Source organism: Butyrivibrio sp. M55 (genome assembly GCF_900116865.1).
Taxonomy (GTDB): domain Bacteria; phylum Bacillota; class Clostridia; order Lachnospirales; family Lachnospiraceae; genus Butyrivibrio.
In genome coordinates this window covers 203,855-225,997 of sequence record NZ_FPCD01000004.1, presented here as the reverse complement: position 1 = coordinate 225,997, position 22,143 = coordinate 203,855, and the positions used below count along the sequence as shown (strand labels likewise).

General features: G+C 40.7%; 20 protein-coding genes. 6 read left to right on the top strand and 14 right to left on the bottom strand.

All coding sequences use genetic code 11. The features are described from left to right. Nucleotides 1–185 precede the first annotated feature (185 nt). The 3 genes from BM398_RS07015 (at nucleotide 186) to BM398_RS07005 (ending at nucleotide 2,932) form a co-directional block, all read left to right on the top strand. Nucleotides 186–1,103, top strand: a complete 918-nt coding sequence (locus BM398_RS07015; protein WP_092337028.1) for a MetQ/NlpA family ABC transporter substrate-binding protein — start codon at nucleotides 186–188, stop codon at nucleotides 1,101–1,103. Nucleotides 1,104–1,298: 195 nt separating this feature from the next. Then, on the top strand, nucleotides 1,299–2,270 hold the full coding sequence (locus tag BM398_RS07010; protein ID WP_092337027.1) for a methionine ABC transporter ATP-binding protein: 972 nt from the start codon (nucleotides 1,299–1,301) through the stop codon (nucleotides 2,268–2,270). Further along, on the top strand, nucleotides 2,270–2,932 hold the full coding sequence (locus BM398_RS07005) for a methionine ABC transporter permease (protein WP_330390562.1): 663 nt from the start codon (nucleotides 2,270–2,272) through the stop codon (nucleotides 2,930–2,932). The genes BM398_RS07010 and BM398_RS07005 overlap by 1 nt, the downstream gene beginning before the upstream one ends. Before the next feature lie 54 nt (nucleotides 2,933–2,986). Here BM398_RS07005 and BM398_RS07000 read toward each other — a convergent pair whose 3' ends face one another. From BM398_RS07000 to BM398_RS06985, 4 genes are read right to left on the bottom strand one after another with little or no spacing between them, the layout of a single operon-like run. After that, nucleotides 2,987–3,811 carry a carbohydrate ABC transporter permease gene (locus BM398_RS07000; RefSeq protein WP_092337026.1) on the bottom strand — a complete coding sequence of 275 codons (825 nt, stop codon included), beginning with the start codon at nucleotides 3,809–3,811 and terminating at the stop codon, nucleotides 2,987–2,989. 12 nt (nucleotides 3,812–3,823) lie between these two features. Then, complete coding sequence (locus BM398_RS06995) at nucleotides 3,824–4,711, bottom strand: carbohydrate ABC transporter permease (RefSeq protein ID WP_242949774.1); 888 nt, start codon at nucleotides 4,709–4,711, stop codon at nucleotides 3,824–3,826. Nucleotides 4,712–4,742: 31 nt separating this feature from the next. Continuing rightward, nucleotides 4,743–6,077, bottom strand: a complete 1,335-nt coding sequence (locus BM398_RS06990; RefSeq protein ID WP_242949773.1) for an ABC transporter substrate-binding protein — start codon at nucleotides 6,075–6,077, stop codon at nucleotides 4,743–4,745. A gap of 36 nt (nucleotides 6,078–6,113) precedes the next feature. Further along, nucleotides 6,114–8,312 (bottom strand): alpha-galactosidase, encoded by a 2,199-nt coding sequence (locus tag BM398_RS06985; protein WP_092337024.1) that lies wholly within the window; start codon nucleotides 8,310–8,312, stop codon nucleotides 6,114–6,116. 191 nt (nucleotides 8,313–8,503) lie between these two features. Between BM398_RS06985 and BM398_RS06980 the strand changes: the two genes are divergently transcribed. Beyond that, the gene (locus BM398_RS06980; protein ID WP_092337023.1) at nucleotides 8,504–9,370 is read left to right on the top strand and encodes an AraC family transcriptional regulator; all 867 of its coding nucleotides are present in this window, start codon (nucleotides 8,504–8,506) and stop codon (nucleotides 9,368–9,370) included. Nucleotides 9,371–9,435: 65 nt separating this feature from the next. On the opposite strand, the gene BM398_RS06975 is transcribed toward BM398_RS06980, so the two are convergent. The 10 genes from BM398_RS06975 to BM398_RS06930 form a co-directional block, all read right to left on the bottom strand. Continuing rightward, nucleotides 9,436–10,332 carry a LysR family transcriptional regulator gene (locus tag BM398_RS06975; protein WP_092337022.1) on the bottom strand — a complete coding sequence of 299 codons (897 nt, stop codon included), beginning with the start codon at nucleotides 10,330–10,332 and terminating at the stop codon, nucleotides 9,436–9,438. A gap of 91 nt (nucleotides 10,333–10,423) precedes the next feature. Further along, a complete protein-coding gene (locus tag BM398_RS06970) occupies nucleotides 10,424–11,176 on the bottom strand; it encodes an amino acid ABC transporter ATP-binding protein (protein WP_092337021.1) in 753 nt (250 codons plus the stop codon). A gap of 38 nt (nucleotides 11,177–11,214) precedes the next feature. Then, nucleotides 11,215–11,928 (bottom strand): ABC transporter permease subunit, encoded by a 714-nt coding sequence (locus BM398_RS06965; RefSeq protein WP_092337020.1) that lies wholly within the window; start codon nucleotides 11,926–11,928, stop codon nucleotides 11,215–11,217. A gap of 11 nt (nucleotides 11,929–11,939) precedes the next feature. Beyond that, complete coding sequence (locus tag BM398_RS06960; RefSeq protein ID WP_092337019.1) at nucleotides 11,940–12,650, bottom strand: amino acid ABC transporter permease; 711 nt, start codon at nucleotides 12,648–12,650, stop codon at nucleotides 11,940–11,942. A gap of 5 nt (nucleotides 12,651–12,655) precedes the next feature. Next, on the bottom strand, nucleotides 12,656–13,555 hold the full coding sequence (locus BM398_RS06955) for a transporter substrate-binding domain-containing protein (RefSeq protein WP_175531870.1): 900 nt from the start codon (nucleotides 13,553–13,555) through the stop codon (nucleotides 12,656–12,658). Between the two features lie 225 nt (nucleotides 13,556–13,780). Continuing rightward, nucleotides 13,781–14,830 carry a DNA/RNA helicase domain-containing protein gene (locus BM398_RS06950; RefSeq protein ID WP_092337017.1) on the bottom strand — a complete coding sequence of 350 codons (1,050 nt, stop codon included), beginning with the start codon at nucleotides 14,828–14,830 and terminating at the stop codon, nucleotides 13,781–13,783. A 242-nt stretch (nucleotides 14,831–15,072) separates the two neighbouring features. After that, entirely contained in the window at nucleotides 15,073–17,172 is a 2,100-nt protein-coding gene (cooS, locus tag BM398_RS06945) for an anaerobic carbon-monoxide dehydrogenase catalytic subunit (RefSeq protein WP_092337016.1), read from the bottom strand. A 12-nt stretch (nucleotides 17,173–17,184) separates the two neighbouring features. Further along, the gene (locus BM398_RS06940; RefSeq protein WP_092337015.1) at nucleotides 17,185–17,958 is read right to left on the bottom strand and encodes an ABC transporter ATP-binding protein; all 774 of its coding nucleotides are present in this window, start codon (nucleotides 17,956–17,958) and stop codon (nucleotides 17,185–17,187) included. Further along, entirely contained in the window at nucleotides 17,958–18,719 is a 762-nt protein-coding gene (locus BM398_RS06935) for an ABC transporter permease (protein ID WP_092337014.1), read from the bottom strand. Before BM398_RS06935 ends, BM398_RS06940 begins: the two co-directional genes overlap by 1 nt. Before the next feature lie 18 nt (nucleotides 18,720–18,737). After that, nucleotides 18,738–19,691: an ABC transporter substrate-binding protein gene (locus BM398_RS06930; RefSeq protein WP_092337013.1), complete on the bottom strand. Its 954-nt coding sequence runs from the start codon at nucleotides 19,689–19,691 to the stop codon at nucleotides 18,738–18,740. Between the two features lie 286 nt (nucleotides 19,692–19,977). Here BM398_RS06930 and BM398_RS06925 point away from each other — a divergent pair, with 286 nt between their 5' ends. After that, nucleotides 19,978–21,078 (top strand): helix-turn-helix domain-containing protein, encoded by a 1,101-nt coding sequence (locus BM398_RS06925; protein ID WP_175531869.1) that lies wholly within the window; start codon nucleotides 19,978–19,980, stop codon nucleotides 21,076–21,078. Further along, nucleotides 21,078–22,139 (top strand): alpha/beta hydrolase, encoded by a 1,062-nt coding sequence (locus BM398_RS06920; RefSeq protein WP_092337011.1) that lies wholly within the window; start codon nucleotides 21,078–21,080, stop codon nucleotides 22,137–22,139. The genes BM398_RS06925 and BM398_RS06920 overlap by 1 nt, the downstream gene beginning before the upstream one ends. Nucleotides 22,140–22,143 lie beyond the last annotated feature (4 nt).

Sequence of the window (22,143 nt, the reverse complement as noted above, 5' to 3'; positions counted from 1 at the left end):
AAGTCCGTTCCTGATATTCTTACTATAAACTGTCAGAACGATTAATAAAAGAATTGATAATTTCAACTTTTCACTACTGATAAATTTTATTTATTTCCCAAATCGTGTTTCAATCTTGTATAATGCATTCATACCAGTTGAGGAGAAAAACATAAACAATGGTATCGAGGAGGATATGAAACATTATGAAAAAGAGAGTAATTACAAGTTTGGTATTGTCAGCAGCCCTTGCTTTCGGAGCACTTACAGGTTGCGGAGCAAAAGAAGAGTCACAGCCTGCAGATACTACAGCAACAGAAGAAGCTACACAGGCTGAAGCAGATTCAGCATCTGACGCAGACAAGAAGATCACTGTAGGAGCAACACCCGTTCCTCACGCAGAGATTCTTGATAATATCGTAAAGGAAGTTCTTGCAAAAGACGGATGGACACTTGAAACAGTTGTCTTCCAGGACTACGTACTTCCCAACACATCACTTGAATCAGGCGAGATTGACGCCAACTACTTCCAGACACTTGGATATCTTGACCAGCAGAACAAAGACGCAGGTCTTCATCTTTCAGCAGTAGCAGGCATCCACATCGAGCCAATGGGTATCTACTCAGAGAAATACACTAAGATCGATGAGATTCCCGACGGTGCAGAGATCGGTATTCCTAACGATCCCGACAACGGTGCAAGAGCACTTGACCTTCTTGTTCAGAAGGGACTTCTTACATCAAAGGGTTCTTTCGGAGAAGATGCAAGCTACACAGAGGATTCTCTTTCAAAAGATAAGGACGCTAACCCTCATGGATACAAGATCACACCTCTTGAGGCAGCTAACCTTCCTCTTTCACTTCCCGATCTTGATGCAGCAGCCATCAACGGAAACTACGCTCTTGAAGCAGAGCTTCCCGCTAAGCATCCTGCACTTGATATCGAGGAATTCGATGATGAGACAACAGTTAAGAGAACTAACTTCCTTGTAGTTAAGGACGGCAATCAGGAGTCAGAGAAGATCAAAGCTCTTGTTGCAGCACTTAAGTCAGACGAAGTTAAGAAATATATTGAAGAGACATATAAGGGTGCAGTAATTCCTTCATTTATTGACCCACAGTAAACCATTTTAAAAGCCAATAACGTATATGATATACGAAGTGCTTCTATATCATAAAAATCCTACCTTTCATATTACATACTAAAAATATGACACGTCTCCTTGCCAGTGACGTGTCATATTTGATATTTATGGAAAGTAATGTAATAATGTGAAGGCAGCATATAGAAACAAAACAAAAAGGTGGTCTGATTATCCATGATACAGATTAAAAACGTCAAAAAGACCTTTAATAAAACCGAAGTATTAAAGGGAGTCAATATCGACATCGAAAAGGGTGAGATATTCGGCATTATCGGCCAGAGTGGTGCGGGAAAATCCACTCTCCTTCGTTGTATCAACGGTCTCGAATCTTATGATGAAGGTGCTATCGTCGTTGACGATGTAACCGTCGACATCAAGAACAAAAAGGTTCTTCGAAATCTCCAAAAAAGAATGGGAATGATATTTCAGGGATTTAACCTCCTTGAAAGACTCGATGTATACCAAAATGTCGCTCTCCCCATGAAGTTCTGGGGAATACCTACAAATACTCCCGAAGCAAAAGAGAAGATCTTAAATCTCATAAAGCTCGTGGGACTTGAAGAAAAAGTACATTCAAAGCCAAGAGAACTCTCAGGCGGTCAGAAGCAGCGTGTTGCCATAGCAAGAGCACTCGCACTCGATCCCGATTTTCTTTTGTGCGACGAAGCTACAAGCGCACTCGATCCTGAGATCACAAAGGGTATCTTAGCTCTTTTACAAAAGATCAATAAAGAAATGGGCATTACGATCATCATCGTTACCCATCAGATGGAAGTTGTTAAACAGGTCTGCCAGAAGGTTGCATTTCTTAGCGGAGGTAAAGTTCTTGCAGTCGGAAAACCTGAACAGCTCTTCGTTTGGCCAAAAGAACGCGAGATACGTGAATTCCTTCGCGAAGAAAGCGACAAGCTTCCGACAACGGGAATCAATTTAAAGCTCTTTTTCTTTGGCGAAGGCAATCAGCGCCCTATCGTAACCGAGATGTCGAGAGAACTTCAGACAAACTTCAACATCTGCTGGGCTAAGCTTGAAGATTTCAGGGAAGATGTCTACGGAAGTCTCGTCCTCAATATGGAAGAAAAAGATCTTGAAAAAGCATGTGCTTTTCTTGACAGCAAAAATGTCACATGGGAGGTAATTAAGTAATGTCCGGAATTTTATCTGATGCAGGCATGAGTTCTGTTATAATGACTGCCTTTAAACAAACTTTATATATGGTATTCTGGTCCACTCTTTTTTCGGTGATAATAGGATTTATTCCCGCCATTATACTGACACTTACAGCTCCTGACGGACTTAAGCCAAACAAGATTGTTTATGAGATCTTAAGCTTTTTGGTAAACGTATTCAGAAGCTTTCCGTTCATCATCCTTCTTGTAATACTTATTCCTTTTACAAGAATGGTTGTAGGTAAATCAATCGGAACAACTGCTTCTATAGTACCTCTTACGGTATCAGCGATTCCTTATATCGCAAGGGTATTTGAAACAAGTCTTCGAGAGACCAATCCCGGAGTCATCGAAGCCGCAAGATCGTTTGGAGCATCAAACTTCCAGATTCTTATGCGTGTTTATGTAAAAGAATCTATTCCAAGAATGCTAAACGGCGTGATCCTTCTTGTAATCTCACTTATCGGATACTCAGCAATGGCAGGAACTGTCGGAGGCGGCGGTATCGGTGACATCGCAATCCGTTACGGCTACCAGCAGTACAAAACGGAATACCTTATCGTATGCTCCGTTATTCTGATTGCATTTGTTCAGTTTATACAGATGCTTGGAAACTACATGTACAAAAAAATGAGTTGAATTAATTATCTATAGACGAAAAAGAGGGGTTCTTTCCCCTCTTTTTTCATGTCACTACAGTTTTCCGCCCGATGTTGTAACACCTTCGATAAACTGCTTCTGGAAAAATATATAAATAATTATCATAGGCACGCATGAAATAAGTGCCGCCATCATAAGTTCCGGATACTTTTGCGAATACTGTCCGTTCATCTTGGCAAGCGCACTTGCAAGCGTCGTAGCCTTGTTATCGGGACATACGATCATCGGCCACATGAGATCTTTGTAAGCAAATACCGCCGTGAATATTCCAAGCGCAACCATAGATGATCTGGTAAGCGGAGCCATCACAAACAGAAATGTCTCCGGAATATTACATCCGTCAAGTCTTGCCGCCTCCTCCAGATCTTTTGGAAACTGCATAAATGTCTGTCTTAAAAGAAATGTTCCGAATGCTGTCACAAATCCCGGAAATAAGAGTCCTAATGCCGTATTTGTAAGGTGCAATTTGCTGGCCATAACATACTGAGGAATAATGAATATCTGCACCGGTATCATCATCTGGAAAAGAACTATCGCAAACATAATATTCTTTCCCTTGAATTCAAGTCTTGCAAATGCATATCCGCTGAGTGATGCCGTGATCACGGCACACAATATCCTAAATCCGATCATAACCAGCGTATTGGCATAAAGCCTCATAAAATCCATTGTTTTAACCACATTTGTGAAATTCTGCGTCTGCCATACTTTTGGAACGATCACAAACGGCTCTACCTGAGTTGTTTCTCCGACCGTCTTAAATGCAGTTAGTATCATCCAGACAAACGGCACAAGCATTATCACAGATACTGCGACCAAAAAGAAATAAACAAGTATCTTCGAAATAGTATTATTCATGATATGTTCCTCCTACTCGTAATGAACCCATTTTTTCTGACCTACGAGTTGGATTGCGGTTATTACCATGATCACCGCCAAAAGAACTACCACAACCGTCGCACCGTATCCCTTCTTGCTCTGTTGAAAAGAATACTTATAAAAAAGATAAACCATCGATTCCGTCTTTTTCCAAGCAGGATTATTAAGATCTATCATCATATATATAAGATCAAATACCTGCAGCGCACCAATAATCCTCGTGACAAGCACAAAGAAAATAGTCGGAGAAATAAGCGGAACAGTTATATTGATCATCAACTGAAAACTGTTTGCTCCGTCAAGAGACGCCGCTTCATAATAGTCTCTCGGCACCTCCTGTAGTCCTGCAAGAAACAACACCAGGTTATATCCTATACCGGACCATATGCCGATGACAGCTATAGAATAAATAGCAATGTTTGGATCTGATATCCAATTCACTTTTATCCCGAGTACATTATTGATAAGTCCAAAGTTCGAATTATACAACCACTTCCATATCATTGCCACCGCTGCCGGTGCAACAACCATCGGAAGAAAAAAGATAGTTCGGAATACACTTCTGCCTTTAAGTTTTTTGTTCAAAAGAACCGCAAGCACAAGAGCAATAACAATTGAAAAAGGTACCTCTACCAATGCATATTTCACAGTATTCCACAATGCCTGCCATACTTCCGCATCCCCCAGAACCTTCTTATAATTGCTCAGCCCAACAAAAACATTTCCCTTTCCGAAGTCACCTGTTTTATAAAAGCTTTGTCTTATTGTATCAATCATGGGATAGATATTTAATATAATAAGTCCTGTCATCGTTGGAATGATAAACAACCATCCCCATATAAATTCGCTAATTTGTCTTGACGAAGCTTTCTTTTTCACTTAAGTCTCCTATCTCCACCCTGTCATTACGTCAATATTCTTCTGCAAGCGCAGCGTTCATCTCATATGCAATTTCTTTGCAGACCACATCAACAGGTGTATCTCCTGTCCACGCATCCTGAAGTTTCTCAATCAACATATCTTCCCAGACAGTGGTATCTCTTGAATAAGGTCTGAAAACAAGCTTAGCATCAAGCATATTGATATGTCCATTCAAATTAAACGCAGGAACACTCTCAACCCATGCATCCGATGTTCCAATATACGCTGACATTGTAATTCCAAGTTTCGCCTGCTCAATCTGAGCCTCTTTTGATCCAAGATATTCTATAAGTGACCATGCCGCGTCAATGTTCTTGCCGTTTGCCGAAGCCGCCCATCCAAGTCCGTTGTATATAGACACTCTGTCGGAAGGACTGCTTGTATAAGGCAAAACTGCAACATCACAGTTGGCTACCGCATATTCGTTGTCACGATAACCTGAAAGATTCCATGAACCGCTGATACACATTGCAGTCTTTCCCGCACACAAAAGTTCATTGGGAGCCGTTTCTGAAACAGTAGCAAGATCGGGGCACGAACCCTCAGCAATCATATCTGTAAACATCTTAATTGCCTCGATTGACTTAGGATCATCCATTCCCGATTTTTTCTTGTCGTCGCTTATTACATATCCGCCCATTGAATAGATAGCGTTGTAATAACCTTCCTGGTTGTTACCGGGGGCAATGGCAAATCCCCAATGCTCGTCATTTGTGAGCTTCTTCGCATTTTCTTTAAGATCGGCCCATGTCCAGGTATCATCGGGATAGGGAACTCCCATCTCGTCAAAAATTGTCTTGTTATACCATAATGCTATCGTATCAATATCTTTAGGCACGCAGTATTGCTTGCCGTTTGACTGATAAAGCTTAACTATACCATCATAATAGTTTTCCATATCAATCTTTACACTTCCATCTATATAATCCGTAAGGTCAAGCAAAAGATCGTTTTCCATATATTTCTGAGCCACGTTTGAGTGCATCCAAAATACATCGGGAAGTTCTCCGCCTGTCGCTCCCGCTTCAAGAAGTGTCCAGTAATTGCTCCAATCAACAACCTGAATCGTTGCTTTTATCCCAAGTTCTTTACTCCACTCATCAATGATCTGCTGCAGTCCCGGTCTTTGACCTTCATCCCAGATTGCGACCATCAACTCTCCTTCTTTACTTCCTATGCTGTTTTCAAAAGCATCTCCCTCCGGCAAAATATCGTCATACGACTGCACCGTCACATCTTTAGCCGATGATGAGGCTGCGCCACAGCCAACTGCCGCAATTGCCGTAGCAACACTCAACAAAACAGTAATTACCTTTTTTCTCATAGAATAGCGACCTCCCAAGCTTGTCATAAACGCACCTCAAACTGCTTCAATAACGGTAACAAAAGAATCAAAATCTCTGGCTAAGGCAAATCCCTTTTTTTGGAACTCTAAGACAGATAATCCCATATTCATAAGTTCATCGCCAAAATATATCTTTCCTTCCATCTTATATTTTTTATTTTCATCAAGCCCCGCAAGTTTTAAAAAACCCGGAAGCACATTTACATTGGATCTCATGCAATAAAATCCGACAATCGCCTTACTTTTATCTTCCGATACGACCATCCAGGCACACTGGTCTTTTTCAAACGGCGATCTAAGCCTGTAGAAATCACCAAACTGAATAAGCTCTCTGTTCTCTTTCATAAATTCGATCTGTTTTTTTACCAGTTCAAATTCCTCATCGGAAATCTCATTCAGATCAAGTTCATATCCAAAAGTTCCAAAGTATGCTACATTTGCTCTGGTATCAATTGAAGTGCTTCTTCCCGTCTGTTGATTGGGAACCGCAGATACATGTGCTCCCATAGAAACCAACGGATATCCATACGATGACCCATACTGTATGCGTATTCTGTCAATCGCATCCGTATTGTCCGAGCACCATGCCTGCGGAGCATAGTACAACATTCCGGCGTCAAACCTGTTTCCACCCGATGAGCACGACTCAAAGAGAATATCCGGAAACGCTTCCGTAAGTCTTGAATACAAGCTGTATACTCCAAGTACATATTTGTGCGCTATCATTCCCTGCTCTTCCGAAGACGCTGCTACGCTGTAAACCTCTGTGAGCGGTCTGTTCATATCCCACTTTATGTAATCAATCTTAGATGAACTGATGACCGCATATAGCATATCAAAAATATGATCCACTACTTCTTTTCTCGAATAATCAAGAACAAGTTGGTGCCTTCCCAGTGACGATTTTCTACCGGGAGCAGCCAGTATCCAGTCAGGATGTCTTCTGAAAAGATTACTGTCAGGATTTACCATCTCAGGCTCTATCCAAAAACCGAATTTGAGTCCGAGGTCATTTATTTTCTTCGACAATCCGGCCATTCCCTGCGGAAGCTTCTTGGGATTTTCCACCCAATCTCCCAGTCCGGCAAAATCATCGTCTCTATCTCCAAACCATCCGTCATCAAGTACAAAGAGCTCTACCCCCGCGTCCTTTGCCTTTGATGCAATCTTAAGTATGCTATCCTCGGTAAAATCCATGAAAGTTGCTTCCCAGTTGTTGATAAGAATGGGCCTGGGCTTATTCTTCCACTTTCCTCTCACGAGATTATTGTTGTACAGTCTGTGATAAGTATGGCTAAGATCGTTAAGTCCGCTGTCCGTCATTGCAATCACAACTTCCGGAGTCTCAAAGCTTTCTCCGCTTTCAAGCGGCCATGCGAATCTGTCCGGGTTGATACCCATAAGCATTCTTAGCCTTCCGTGCGTACTTCCGTCTGCAAGCGCAATGAAATTTCCGCTGTAGACAAAAGAAAAAGCAATCGCCTCTCCCATGAACTCATCAGTATTAGGTCTTTTCAAAATCACAAACGGATTCTGATTGGCACTGGATACTCCGCGCCTTGATTCAATATAGGTTACACCTGTCGACAGTTTTTTTATCTCGGGGATTCTCTCTCTCGCCCACGCCCCCGAAAACTGCATCCATTCATAGTTTTGATCCGGAAGATCAAGACAACATGAAAGCGCTCTGGTAATCTTAACTTTTGCTTCTCCGATATTTTTAAATACGGTATGCCTTGCCACAACAGGATATTTATCAAAGATAGTATATGAAAGTACAAGCCCCACTCCTGCAAGTTCATCCTTCAATGTAATATCCAAAGTCATAGCTTCGCTTTCATCGGCATATGTCGCAGGAAGTCCTGTAATTACCGGCTTGCCGGCGTAGATCTTATGGCTCTTATATGAAAAAGAGCTGATCCTTGAGCCGTTCTCCATCTCGATTTCAAAGGCTTGCACCCCAAAATCAGTTGTACCGAATGACGAGTACTCCTGCCTGTTAAGTTCCTTCGAATAGCTTTCCGTATCAGCATCGACAGCCACATTAGGTAATCCCATACGAAAGATTACATGTGAAAAATCATCTCTATCGTGAATTCTTTTCCCGTAATATAAATTTATAATATCCCCACCGACGGTTATTCCGATAATATAGCTGATCCTGTCGTTGTAAAGGTGGAAGTGATTTGACGTCTTATTATATACAATGTTCATTGTTGTACTCCCTTTTTGTTAAGTCGTGCACTTTATTTAGTATATTATTCTTCACCTCAAAGGCTAATGGTAGATTTTGATATCATTATGTCAAAATGTGACATAAAAGCAAAAAAATCTATAAGTAATTTCAAGACATGCTACAATAAAAACACCGCATTAACACATCGCTACGCAAAAGAGGAATAATTATGCCAAAAGAAACAGATTTGGTCGGTTGTGATTTTTGTAAATTTGTAAACTACGAAGATTCAGACGATTTCTATCTCTATGAAGTCGGCACCTACAAATGTGAGCCGCTGTATTCATACGAACATCTTGTAAAGAATCGCATTATTATACATTTCGTTTTAAACGGCAAGGGAATACTTCACCTAAACGGCAAGAAATATGAAGTAGGGCCTCATCAGATTTTTCTCATTCCGCAGGACACGAAAACTTTCTATCAGGCGGACAAAGACGATCCTTGGGAATATATATGGCTTCATATAGGAGGCCCAAAGATTCCTCTGATATTGGAAGAAGCCGGACTTACTCCGTCCAATCCCGTCTATGTTCCCATGGCATGCGCCGATAAGATAGAAGCTCTCGCAAAAGATATTGTAAATAATTACACGCGGCAATATTATTGCGTCGGAAATTTATACAAGATATGTGATTACATGATTGAGAATTCGATCACAAAGCATGGCGGTGCGGTTGATCATGCCCGTGTATATGTAAAGAATGTAATATCTTACATTCAGCTCAAATATTCAGAACCCGTGAAAGTAGAACAGATTGCGTCAGCTCTTGGTCTTAACAGAAGCTATCTTACAAGATTGTTTAAAGAAGTAACAGGCTATTCCCTTCAGGAATATCTTTTGACCTACAGAATGAAGATGGCATTCAAAATGCTTTCAGAGAACAGACTAAGTGTTTCAGAGATTGCGGCAGCTGTGGGATACAGTGACACTTTTACCTTTTCCAAAGCCTTCAAACGACACTTCGGCAGTTCTCCTTCTTCCTTCAAAGGAGTAAGCTACGATATGTCTCACGGAGTAAACGGGCGTACATAATAATCATTAATGCTAAAAGAGGTTGCGAAAATAATTTCACAACCTCTTTGTATTCTCTGAAATGTTTAATTGTACTGCTGAAGTTTCTCGATAAATGTCTTTGCCATATCGCTGAGTTCACTGCCTTTACGGATGATGTATCCGAGAGTAAGTGTCTCTTCTTCCTTGAGCTTAACATGATGAATCTCGGAAGTATTAAGACTTTCACCAAGCATTGCCGCACCTACGGCATAGCCGTTAAGTCCCAGCATAAGCTCTACAGAAGTTGCTCTTTCGTTGGTGCTTATGACTTTCTTGTAATCATAGGTTGCAAGCGCCTCTTCTCTGTAATAAAAAGATGTGTTATCGCCCTGATCGAATACCATGCATGGATAATCCTGAAGTTCTTCAAGTGATATCTCATCTCTGTCAGCAAGCGGATGATCTTTTCTAAGGTATACATAAGTATCTCTTGTAAAGAGCTCATGGAATTCAAGAGAAGCGTCCGCAAAAATCTTTTTGAACATGTTTCTGTTAAACTCGCTGAGCGCGATAACTCCGACCTCACTTCTAAGGCTCTTGAGGTCGTCTATTACTTCACTTGTCTGAGTCTCTCTTATTGAGAACTGGTACTCTTCAAGATCATATTCTTTTACCGTATCAATAAATGCATTTACAGCCACTGTGTAATGCTGCATTGAAACTGAGAATGTGGGCTTATCAACCTTGGCATTGATGTACTTGTCTTCAATCTTCTCAAACTGCTCAACCGCGCTTCTTGCATAAGCAATAAACGCGCCGCCCGCAACAGTTGTCACAACGCCGTTATGTACTCTCTGGAATATCTGGATTCCGAGCTCGTTCTCAAGATCTCTTACCGCACTCGAAAGTCCCGGCTGTGACACGTAAAGTCTGTCAGCCGCTTTTCTCATTGAGCATTCCTCATCAATCGCAATTACATATTTAAGCTGCAAAATTGTCATATGTATAATCTCCGAACTGAATTTTTATACATAATAACACATTTTTGACAATATAAGTGCCAAAATTTTTTCAGCTATAATACACGCACATTTAAATCACATATGCATCCTGAGGAATAATTCTTGATAAGAATTGTCTTGTTCGCTCTTCTTTTGGCTTATAAAAAATCTCGCCGGGTTTTCCCTCCTCCACGACAACTCCGCCGTCCATGAATATTACTCTGTCTGCAACATCTTCAGCAAAAGACATCTCATGGGTCACAACTATCATGGTTATTCCGGTCTGTGCCACTTTTTTAATTACTTCAAGTGTCTCTCCAACAAGCTCAGGATCAAGTGCAGAAGTTGGCTCATCAAACAAGATAAGCTCAGGGCTTAGCGCAACCGCTCTTGCAATTCCGACTCTCTGCTGCTGTCCTCCCGAAAGCTGCGAAGGATAGGAATCCTTCTTTTCAAGCATTCCGACTTTTTCAAGAACATCTTCCGCAATTTTCTGTGCCTCAGCCTTACTCTTTTTCTGAACCTGAACAAGTCCCTCCATTACGTTTTGGAGAACCGTTTTATGTGCAAACAGCCCATAGTTCTGGAATACAAAACCTGTATGTCTTCTCATATAAAGAATATCTTTTTTTCCGGCCTTCTTGAAATTTATTTCCTTATCTCCAAATTTCATTATTCCGCTATCGGCTTTCTCAAGAAAATTTATACTCCTAAGAAGAGTTGTTTTTCCGGACCCACTTGGTCCCAAAATTACAACCACTTCGCCGTCATTAACTTTTATAGATACATCTTTTAGCACTTCCTGTTTACCAAAAGCCTTTTTTACTCCCGTAAGTTCTATCAACTCTACTATTCCTTCCTGCTTCCAATCTGCCTTCTATATCAACTTTCTGTTGCTATCTTCAAATACTTACCGCATCTCTTTTCCGCGAAATGAGCAAGTATCTCTATAGCAGCTCCTATGATCCAATAAACAAGTGCCGCCGCAACATACCCTTCAAGATAGCTGTAATACAACAGACTGGGTAAAAGAGCTCCCGTCATGATCTCAACCACAGATATCGCACTTACCAGATTTGAAGCCTTCAAAAGACCTATGAGCGAATTTTGCATTCCGGGTAAAAGAATCGGAATCATCTGCGGAAAGATTATTCTTGTAAGTGTCTTAAATCTTCCCATTCCTATACTGTATCCGGCTTCATACTGCACCTTTTCGATTCCTCTAAATGCTCCTCTTATGCTTTCGCTTATTGAACACGTCGTTCCTATTATCAAAGTAAAATATCCGATTATTATCGGATTCACATCACTTATAGGTACCGATATATGAAACGCATTCGCCACATCTGCATATAAAGTCATAAACAAAAGATTGTAAATAAGAAGCGCAACCATCGTTGGAAGTCCAAGATATACCGTCACAAAGAAAGCAAAAAACTGTGACAACACAGGTATCCTATAATTTCTTATCGTTGCGATCACCGCTCCAAAAATCAGACTGACTATAAATGTTATAGCCGTAAGCTTTATCGTAACCGGTGCATATAGGAGAGCCGATTTAAAAGAATCATAAAAATTTTGCATACTAAAACTCATAGCATTTCTCCTTATATCACCTTTGCCGTTCCGTTATTCATTTTGTATTCAGCCAAAAGAAATACCGCTTTTAAAAACAGGCTGAACGCCACATATATTAAAGCTGCGGAAAGATATCCTTCGATAGAATGCCCCGTAGCCGCTCCGAGTGTTTTTGCTTTTCCAAGAACATCGACAACACCAAGCAAAAAAACAAGCGATGTATTTTGAAAAACGCCGATAAAATCCACACCATAATGCGGAAGTGCCACTTTAAACGCTTGAGGGAGCACAATCCTGTAAAAAGTTTGTGCTCCTGTCATTCCTATAGAATATCCCGCCTCTGCCTGCACAGCAGGTACAGATGTTATAGCTCCTCTGAAGATTTCGCCCAAGAAAGCTCCTTCATTCAGTATTATTGCGATTTCCACAAATATCACAGGATCAAGCCTGTTAAGATTTATTCCAAACACATTTAAGAAAAGATTGCCGAGTACCAATGGTATTCCATAAAAAGCTATCATCATCTGTACCAGAAGCGGCGTCCCCCTCATAAAGGATATATACACTCCCAAGAAGCCGCTTATTACAGGCACTTTGCGTATCCTAAGCACTGCTACGAATATTGCAAGCACAGTGCCAAAAAACATTGACCAAAAAACAATATGTAAATTGACAGACAGACATGAAATTACTTTAGGAAAAATATTTACAAATCTTTCCGAGCTAAAATAATTTCCCATACTACTTATTCCTCTTCCGTCACATCATATCCAACCCACTTAATGGCAAGTTCGGAAAGTTTTCCGTTATCTTTAAGTGTTTTGAGCGCGCCGTCAATCGCATCTCTAAGTTCTGTTTCATCCTTACGATACAGATAATATGTCTTTGAATCATTGATGGGATCTCCAACCAATTTAAGCCATTCTTTTCCGTCGTCACTAAAATTCTTGTTCATCTTGGCAGCATCACTCTTTTTAAGAACAGTCGCTCTTACCGCTCCTGACTTAAGTGCAGCAGCGCCTTCTTCATCAGAACTGCTCTCGGAATTTACAATAACAACTTCCTGTCCCGGATGCTCTTCATTCCATTTTGTAATAATCTGAGTTGTTGCACTTGTCGATCCACCGGTCCTTATCTTCTCACCAGCAAGATCTTCGAGCTTAGTTGCATTATCATCAGCGAGAACTGCAAGATATGTTATATATGATGTATATGACTCACCCGAGAAAAGATATTTCTGTTCCCTTTCAGGTGTGAACTCATACTGGTGAGCCGCAACATCGATTTTTCCCGCTTCAAGCGAAAGAACCAGCTGATCAAATGCCATTGACTGATATTCAAACTCGTACTGAGGAAGAAGCTCATCAATTTCTTTTAACACATCATACTCATACCCGACTGCATCTCCATTCTCATCTATATAGCAATACGGGTTATAATTTATTCCCGAACCTATCACTACTTTCTGTACTTTGCCGTCACTCGAGCCGGACTTTTCTTCGCTTTCAGCGCTATTTGAATTATCTCCCTTGATATTCCCCGCTGCGCTTGCTTCTGCGGCACTTCCGCATCCAACAACCGACATCATCATTGTTCCAACCAATGTTCCTATTACAATAATATTTTTAAGTGTTTTCTTTTTCATAATCATGTTCCTCCTACAAATAATTCCCAAAAGCCCGGATAAATAAAAAATGCCGGAGATTACTGCCCCGCCTAATGATGGCGAACCATTAACCTCCGGTTGTCCGGTAAGTAAACATATGAGTTTGCTCCTTGTTGCTTTTGTTGAGCTTAATATACTATAGCCTCCCCAAAGCCGCAATTACGCTAAACTTTAGGGAGGCTATAACTAAAAGTTATTGTTTAATTATTGCAATTGATTTTCAATATATTCCTTAAATCTGGGAAGCTTCAGTGATATAACACCTCTCACCGCTCCATCTATCACGCCTTTTCCAATCAGTCTTTTTCTTGGTTCACTCCATTCATTATGTTTCTTCTTGGTCATCTCAAGAAGTTCTGTGGCACTCATTGTCTCTTTTTGCGCAATGAATTCCAAAAACCATCTGTCTTGTGGTCTAAGTTCACGCCAGATCTCATCATATGCTTTTGCGGCGAGTGCTTCATCCACCATAGCTATAACTCTTGGTGTTATTTTCTTTGCCTTTTCTTCCCACATATACTTACCAAAAGCCTGATATGCAAACGCATATCCCTTCGTCATAACAGCCAATTCATATGCAACATCATCTGTAAGTCCAAGCGTCTCTTTGTAATCTTCCTTGATTATTCCGATATTAAGAGGAGCAATCTCACACTTTTCCGCTCTCAAAAAGAATGTCAATCCTTTGGTTGTTTCCAAATCCTCAATGTCGTCATATAGTCCGGCCACCAATAGATATATGGGATATTCTTCTCTTATAAGTATTTGAAATTCCTGAATAAAATCAATCAAAGCATCTGTTTTTCGAGCTTCATCTATAACCACAAGTATTTTCTTTTTCTTTGCCTTTACCTCTTTTAAAAGTCTCCCCAAGATAACACTGAGACTACTCACAGGCGCTTGGTCTTTGGATATGCTGACTCCTATGCCAAACGCAGACAGATTAAGATTAGCATCTATGTATTTCGTCATAAAAGGGACATTTGCATAAAGATAGGCAACCAATTCATTTGTAATATCCGCATTAGACCTGATGTTAACTACAATCCATTCCTTTTCTTCTTTTAACTGATTTGCTATGGCGGTAAGTGTAACAGTTTTGCCACATCCCCTTACGCCTGTCAGTTTGAATGCCTGTTCCTGCACAATATCACTATCTAAGGTATCTATAATATCATCTATCAATAAGCTTCTTCTGATATATTGATTTGGAATCCTTCCAAAACTTATCGCATACGGATTTCTTTCACTCATACTCTCGCCTCTCGATCATCGGTGTTTCCCTATCTGAAAATATACACCTGATTACTCTATCGTCTACTATATAATTCCATTACAAAAATATAATACGATATAATTCGATATAAAACAATATAATACGATATAAAACGATATAATATGATATAAAGTAATATAAAATAATATAATAAAATATAATATGGGCGTAATGCCTATTTTTCGCATTACGCCCATATTTTACATCGTTATGATAATACTTATTTATCCCAACCAAGGGCTGCTCTCTTATCTTTCATATCCTGTACAATCTGTTTTGCAAGTGCTACAGGATCCGTGTTTACATTCATTGTTGAACCAAGAAGCTCCTTTGTGCCGTGTTTAAGGAACTCGATTACATTCTTTGAGCCAAAGATCGGAGCTTCAACGCAGTGATAAGAACTGATTCCGTTAAGTCTGAATCCAAGTGCCGCATCGATTCCCTTTTCATTTCCCCACTCGGGAGATGAGAATGCAAAAGGAAGCTCGTAGAGATTCTTTCCAAGCACGCCTGCAATTCCCGCAAATATACCTGTAGAACGTGTATTATCAATACACTCTCCGACATGCCATACGGGCGGAAGGTCGGGCTCAAGAAATTCTCTTAAGGATTCTCCTGCCTTCTCTTTTCCCGAAACTGCGCAATATCCAAGCTTCATAAGAGGGAAAGATGCACATCCGTTGGTGATAATAAGAACGTTGTTCTTAAGAAGTTCATCGGCCACATCAATAATGCACTTCTCATAAAGGACCTTAGGATTATTACATCCGACCATATTTACAACACCAAGGATCTGTCCCGATTTAATTGCTTCGGCAAGAGGCTTCATGCTTCCGAATCTCTTGTGAACATACTCAACAGAGAATCCGACTTCTGCCTCTACCTCGTATGGTGGAATATATACTGGCATTCCTTTTCTGATCTCAAAGCTTTCGATCGCACGTCTTACTATCTTCTCTGCAAGTTCCTTAGTCTGACCTATATTGCTGTGGTGATGATCGTATTCATATCTCTCAGCCCCCGGAAGTCTTGCAGAATCACTTGTTGTAACCACAACAGTCTTAAAGCACTTAGCAACATCCATGATTGAAGGAAATACATCCTGAACATCCGCAACCCACAGATCGAGCGCTCCGGTAGCAAGTACAAGTTCCGCCGAAACCGCATTTGAAAGCGGAATAACACCACTGTCTCTGTACATCGCAGAAAGTCCGGAACAGCAGATACCGTAGAAACGAATGCCCTTTGCACCTTTAGATTTGGCAAGTTCAATCAGGTCTTCTCTTTTTCCTGCGGCAACAATCTGGCTTACAAGTGTTGGAAGATGTCCGTGCACCGCAATATTTACATAGCCTTTTTTGAGCGCACCGATATTGACCTTGGACGTAACTCTGTCACCGACACCAAACAATGCATCGGTCGCAATGCCTGCTCCGACAACACCTGAAAAAGTAAATGCAAGTCCGCAGCGAAGGAACTGCTGCATGATGCTCTTCCAGTCACCGTCCGTAGCACATCCCGACTTATGATATGCTTCAAAAACTTCATGGTAAGCACTGATTGGAAGAATATCCAGATCTTCCCAAACCTTCTGTCTCTCGGGAAGTGCGCAGGCCTTTATTGTCTTATAATCATCGGGAACACTTCTGGACATATCCTCAAGCAAAGCATCCGCTAGATCTTTTGCGACATTTTTAAGCTGTCTGTTCTTTTGCTTTATTCCAAATGCTTCCGCAGTGCTCCTTATCTTTTGCTCGCCAAGGATAGGAATATCAAGTTCTCCCTCAGCAACTTTTTTCAAAGTAAGCATGACTTCCCTTGCATGCATACCATGCTGAGCCGCACCTGAAGCCGCTGAACGCAAAAGATTTCTCGCAACTATCAGATCCGCATCCGCACCGCAAACACCTCTCTGTGCTTTCGCAGTGATATGACAAGGTCCCATGTTGCAGATCTTACAACATGTTCCGCTAAGTCCGAACGCACACTGCGGCTTCTGAGCATCAAACCTGTCAAAAGCCGTATCTATTCCGATCTGCTCCATCCTAAGGATCATCTCCCTTACGGCCGGATCGGGTGTATTATCGATTACGTCCTGCTTTGACGGAAATGTCTTTCTATATTCCGCCACAGCGTTCATATAGTCCTTGGTAAAATCCTCGGGACTACTCTCTCCGCCGTGGTCACTTGCCTTAAGTGTCACTGTCGGAATACCATGCTCATCAAAACCGATCAGATTTCTGTGTGAATGAATGTGCTCTAATCCGTTTTTGCCATGATGGTGGTGATGTTCGTGTTCATGTGAATGTGTGTGGCTCATTTTTTCCCTACCTTAAATCGTATATTCAATATCTTCTTCTATCTTCATTTGCAATAGATCAAAGATTTTGTCTCTTATCAGCAAAAAGTCTCCGCTTGTTCTGTCTCTGAAATGGTGAATCGGAACTGTTATAACACCTTTTACTTTGCCGGGGTTGGGTGTCATTACAACAATCCTGTCCGCCAGATAAACAGCTTCTTCAATGTCATGTGTTACAAAAATGATTGTTTTCTTTTGGCTCTTGCAGATATCCAAAATATCATCCTGAAGCTTCATTCTGGTAATCGCATCCAATGCTCCGAAAGGCTCATCCATAAAGATGATATCGGGCTCCACGGCAAGTGCCCTGGCTATCGCAACTCTCTGTTTCATTCCGCCGGAGAGCTGCCTTGGAAAACTATCCGCAAAGTTCTCAAGCTTTACAAGTTTAAGGTACTCTTTTGCAATTTCTTTTCTCTTTTCTTTTTCAATACCTTTTGATTCCAGCCCTAGTTCTACGTTTTTTATGACAGTACGCCACGGAAGCAAGCCATAGTTCTGGAAGATAGTTACATTCTTTGTGCTTGGCGCCATCACTTCGTTGCCATCAATCTTAACGCTTCCAAGGTTCACCGGATCAAAGCCTGCAATAGCATTTAAAAGAGTACTTTTTCCACAGCCCGAAGGACCAAGGAGGCAGATAAACTCACCTTTTTCAATATCAAGATTTACATCCGACAAAGCTGTGAACTGCGTGCCATTCTGTATGAAGGTTTTTCCTGCATTTTCTATATGAATATATGACATTACTGCTCTCCTCCCCAGGCCTTAAGAATTCTTTTTTCCAACAATCCGATAAGGAAATCAAGTAACAGTCCAATAAGGCCTATCACAAGAATTGTTGCCAAAAGGATGTCCGCTCTGATATTGTTTCTCGCATCAATAATCTGGAAACCTAGTCCCGACTGCGCTCCTACCATCTCACCCGCAACAAGGAATATCCATGCGCTTCCAAGAGCAAGATGAACGGCATTGGCAATCTGAGGGAACGCCGCAGGAAGGATAACTTTCCACATAAGCTGCGGCTGCTTTATTCCAAAATTATCAGCTACTCTGAAATACATATCATCAATCTTATTTACAGCCGATACCGTAGACAGTAATACGGGGAAAAAAGCTGCTATAAAAATAATAACGATCGCAGGAAGATCACCTATTCCAAACAGAAGTACCACAAAAGGCATCCACGCTGTCGGTGATATCGGTCTCAAAAGCTGAAGTGAAGGATTCACATATTTAAACACCTTGGGAAGACTTCCTAAAATAAGTCCCAGAAAGACTGCTATAATAACCGATAATCCATAACCTATTACAAATCTGTACATACTCGCAGCTATGGATGCAAGTAGCGTACCGTCTGCTATCATTTCAAACAGAGCTTCAATCGCCATTAAGGGCGACGGAAATAAAGCCGAACTGTAGTCGCTTATCCAAAATGCCAGCTGCCAGATTCCAAGTAAGATAAGTATTGATACAACAACGTATTTAAGAGAGAGTATTTTTTTCATCATGTCCCCTTGCCTTATTTAAAAGTCATTCTTTACAAATTCGGAATATGCGGGCGGGTTATCTGAAAGTCCGTATTCCTTCACCTTTTCGGTAAGCTTGTTATATTGTTCCTCTGTAATCTCAAGGTCATCATAAGAAATCCATTTCAAAGATGTTTCAAGTACATCTTTTTTCTGCTTAAGATATTTCTCTGCAACAGTTTGGGCTGTTTCGGAATTAAGATTATTTCCCGCTGTCTTGTATCCTTCAACAAATGCCTTGGCTGTATCAGCATGCTTGTCTATAAAATCATCCGTTAAAACAAGTGCGCAGCAAACCGAATCCTCCCACAATTCTTCGGAGGTATACAGTACTTTTCCTTTTCCTGTCGAAACACCTACCGCACCAAAAGGTTCCGCGACGCAGTAACCGTCTATTGTTCCTGTAACAAGTGCCGAAGGCATCTCTGTTGGTGCAAGTTCCACAACATTTATGTCATCAATCGTAAGTCCGTTCTTTGCAAGCGCATCATTTACCAGGATGTTATGTGAAGACTGACGATGAGGAATAGCTATTGTTCTTCCTTTAAGATCGGCGCCGTCTTTAACATCATTTGAAACGATGAGAACATTTCCGTCCTTATGTCCGAGCGCGACAGCTTTTATTCCCACGCCCTCAGCTTTCGACTTCATTGCAAGCTCTATAAGAACCGATGCTCCGTCAACATTTCCGGAATTAAGAGCATCCAGAAGTTCCGGCCAGGAACCGTACTTAACAAGCTCAACATTTACTTTTTCATTATTGGCAAGCTCCTCTGCTTCCTCCAATACAGCGAGTGAATGTGTTATGGGAAGATATGCAATCTTCACTGTTTCTTCGGCCTTTGCGCCACCTGCTGCTTTGGCACTTGCGCTTCCGACATTGGAATTTCCGCATCCTGACAGCGTAAGCACTGTTCCGATCAGTAATGTCAATAATAAATGTTTTTTCATAATAACCATCCTCCACTATAATGTCTTTTCACCCACTGGGTCAATAGGTAATTTTATTTTGATTGAATAATAACACACGCGAATTGAGATGAAAATTAAGAAACACTTATAGTGGATTATAAACTTTGCTTATTCCCAAGCACCGCTGTCCCATAAGGTCTTTATTATGTGATATTTCATGAATTTTCCAATATGAAAAAAATAAAGTGTCCGGATTGTACAAATGATATATTATAATTCTTTTGGATTCCCAATAAAATATAACCAATGCAGAAAGGAACGACAGATGAAATTAAAACTGCATGAAAATATAAAGAAATTCAGAAAAGAGAAGAACCTGACACAGGAAAAATTGGCAGAGATGCTCGGCGTTACGGTCGGCGCGGTGTCCAAGTGGGAAAACGGTAACAATACTCCTGATATCATGATGCTTACAACACTTGCAGGCTTTTTTGATGTTTCGGTTGATGTTCTTCTTGGATACGACATGGTATCCAAGAAAGTGGAAGACATTGTTGCCAACATTGACTCACTTGTTTCCAAGCACAAATTTGAGGAAGCGGAAGTTATATCACGTGATGCCATTAACAGATATCCCCATGATTTTTCTGTAATATTTTCATCAGCGATGATCTATCATGTGAAGGCCCTTGAGAATCAAGATAAGAATGATGCAAGGATGGCAATAGATCTTTTTACCAAATCACTTGAATACCTTTCGCAGAACAAGAACCCGGACATAAATGATTATGTGATAAGGAGCAATATTGCATACAATTACCTGATCATTGATGAAAAGGCGGCGCTTGAACGTCTTAAGGAGATAAACTTCGGAGGAATAAACGATACTGTCCTGGCACTTATATATCTGCAGAATGAAGAGCCGGATCAGGCGCTTAACTATAGCACATCAGGCATAATAAATCATCTCGGAGAATTAATAGACTCATCGATGTACATGATAATGGCCCTTGCAGGTACGGGCAAAAAGAAAAACCTCGAAGAATCAATATGTCTGACGGATACGATGATTGATGTGATCAAAAAATTCTCCAAAGATGAGATTGGATGTTTTAGTAAGTATGTGGCTTTTTATTATGTGATAAAAGCGTATTTTTGTGCATGTATCAAAGATGAATACGGAATGACAAAGTTTATTTCCAAGGGAAAAAAGCTTGCGATGGAATTTGACAAGAATGGCTCAAATGACGTAGCAAGGCACCTTAAATTCTATCATGCGGACAAAGAGCATTTTTATACCATCGATAGCATTGGAGAAAAGGCAGTTTCCGGAATAAGCACGGTACTTAGCAAACAGATTGTAAAAATGGCCGGTGTCGATAAAAAAACACATAATAAAATAATCGATTGTTGGGAGAAAGCATAATGAAAACAGCACTAAAGACTGTAAAGACAGTTTTGATGGTTTTGGCAACGATGATAATAATCTTAGCTGTTGTCAGATCTGTCGGAATGGGAATAAATAAGATAACACCGAAAGGCGGGATAAATGAATCTTTTTACGTTGATATAAACGGAAACAGACAATGGATAAACATTTATGGACAAGACAGAGACAATCCCGTTCTTTTGTATCTGCACGGAGGGCCGGGATCTGCAACAAGTCCCGTAGATTATTCTTTTACCCGAAAGTGGAGCGACGTATATACTGTTGTTACATGGGATCAGAGGAATGTCGGAAAGAGCTTTGATAAGAAAAATATTTCGGATAAGATAACCAAGGATATTATGATGGCCGACGGCAAGGCAATGACTGAGTTTCTTTTATCTTATATGGGAAAAGAAAAAATAACTTTGCTTGGACATTCATGGGGATCTATGTTTGGCGCAAATCTGGCATTGGAATATCCGCAGTACTACGACGCTTTTATCGGAACGGGACAATGTATAGACATCTATGAAAATGAAGTAAGACTCTATGCTGCGGCAAAAGAATGGACAAATGGCGATGCTCAAGGAGAGGCACTTCTTGAAAAATGGTCGCCCGATAACGCGGATAGCCTTGAGGCCATGGCCGCCAGAAACAAAGTAATGGAAAGGTACGGTTATGGGATGATGAAAGATGGTCGAGATTACAATATGATTGCGACGATTCTTTTTAATCCAAATTACATGGTAAAAGACTATATCGGCTATGTAAAAAATATTGCAATCTCGATGGATCCATATATGTCTTTTTTTGCTCATGGTCTTTATGAGTGCTCGCTTAGCGGAAAATATGACTACAAAGTGCCGTATTACAATATAAACGGCGACATGGATTACCAGACCAATTACGATATGGCTTGTGAGTATTTTGAAAAGGTAAATGCTCCCGATAAGAAAATGTACGTCATGAAAAATGCTACACACGGACTTCTTGAATCAAGATCCGAGGAATTTTCTGAATATGTTCACGATATCGCAAATCGAATGAAAAATAAGTAATCTT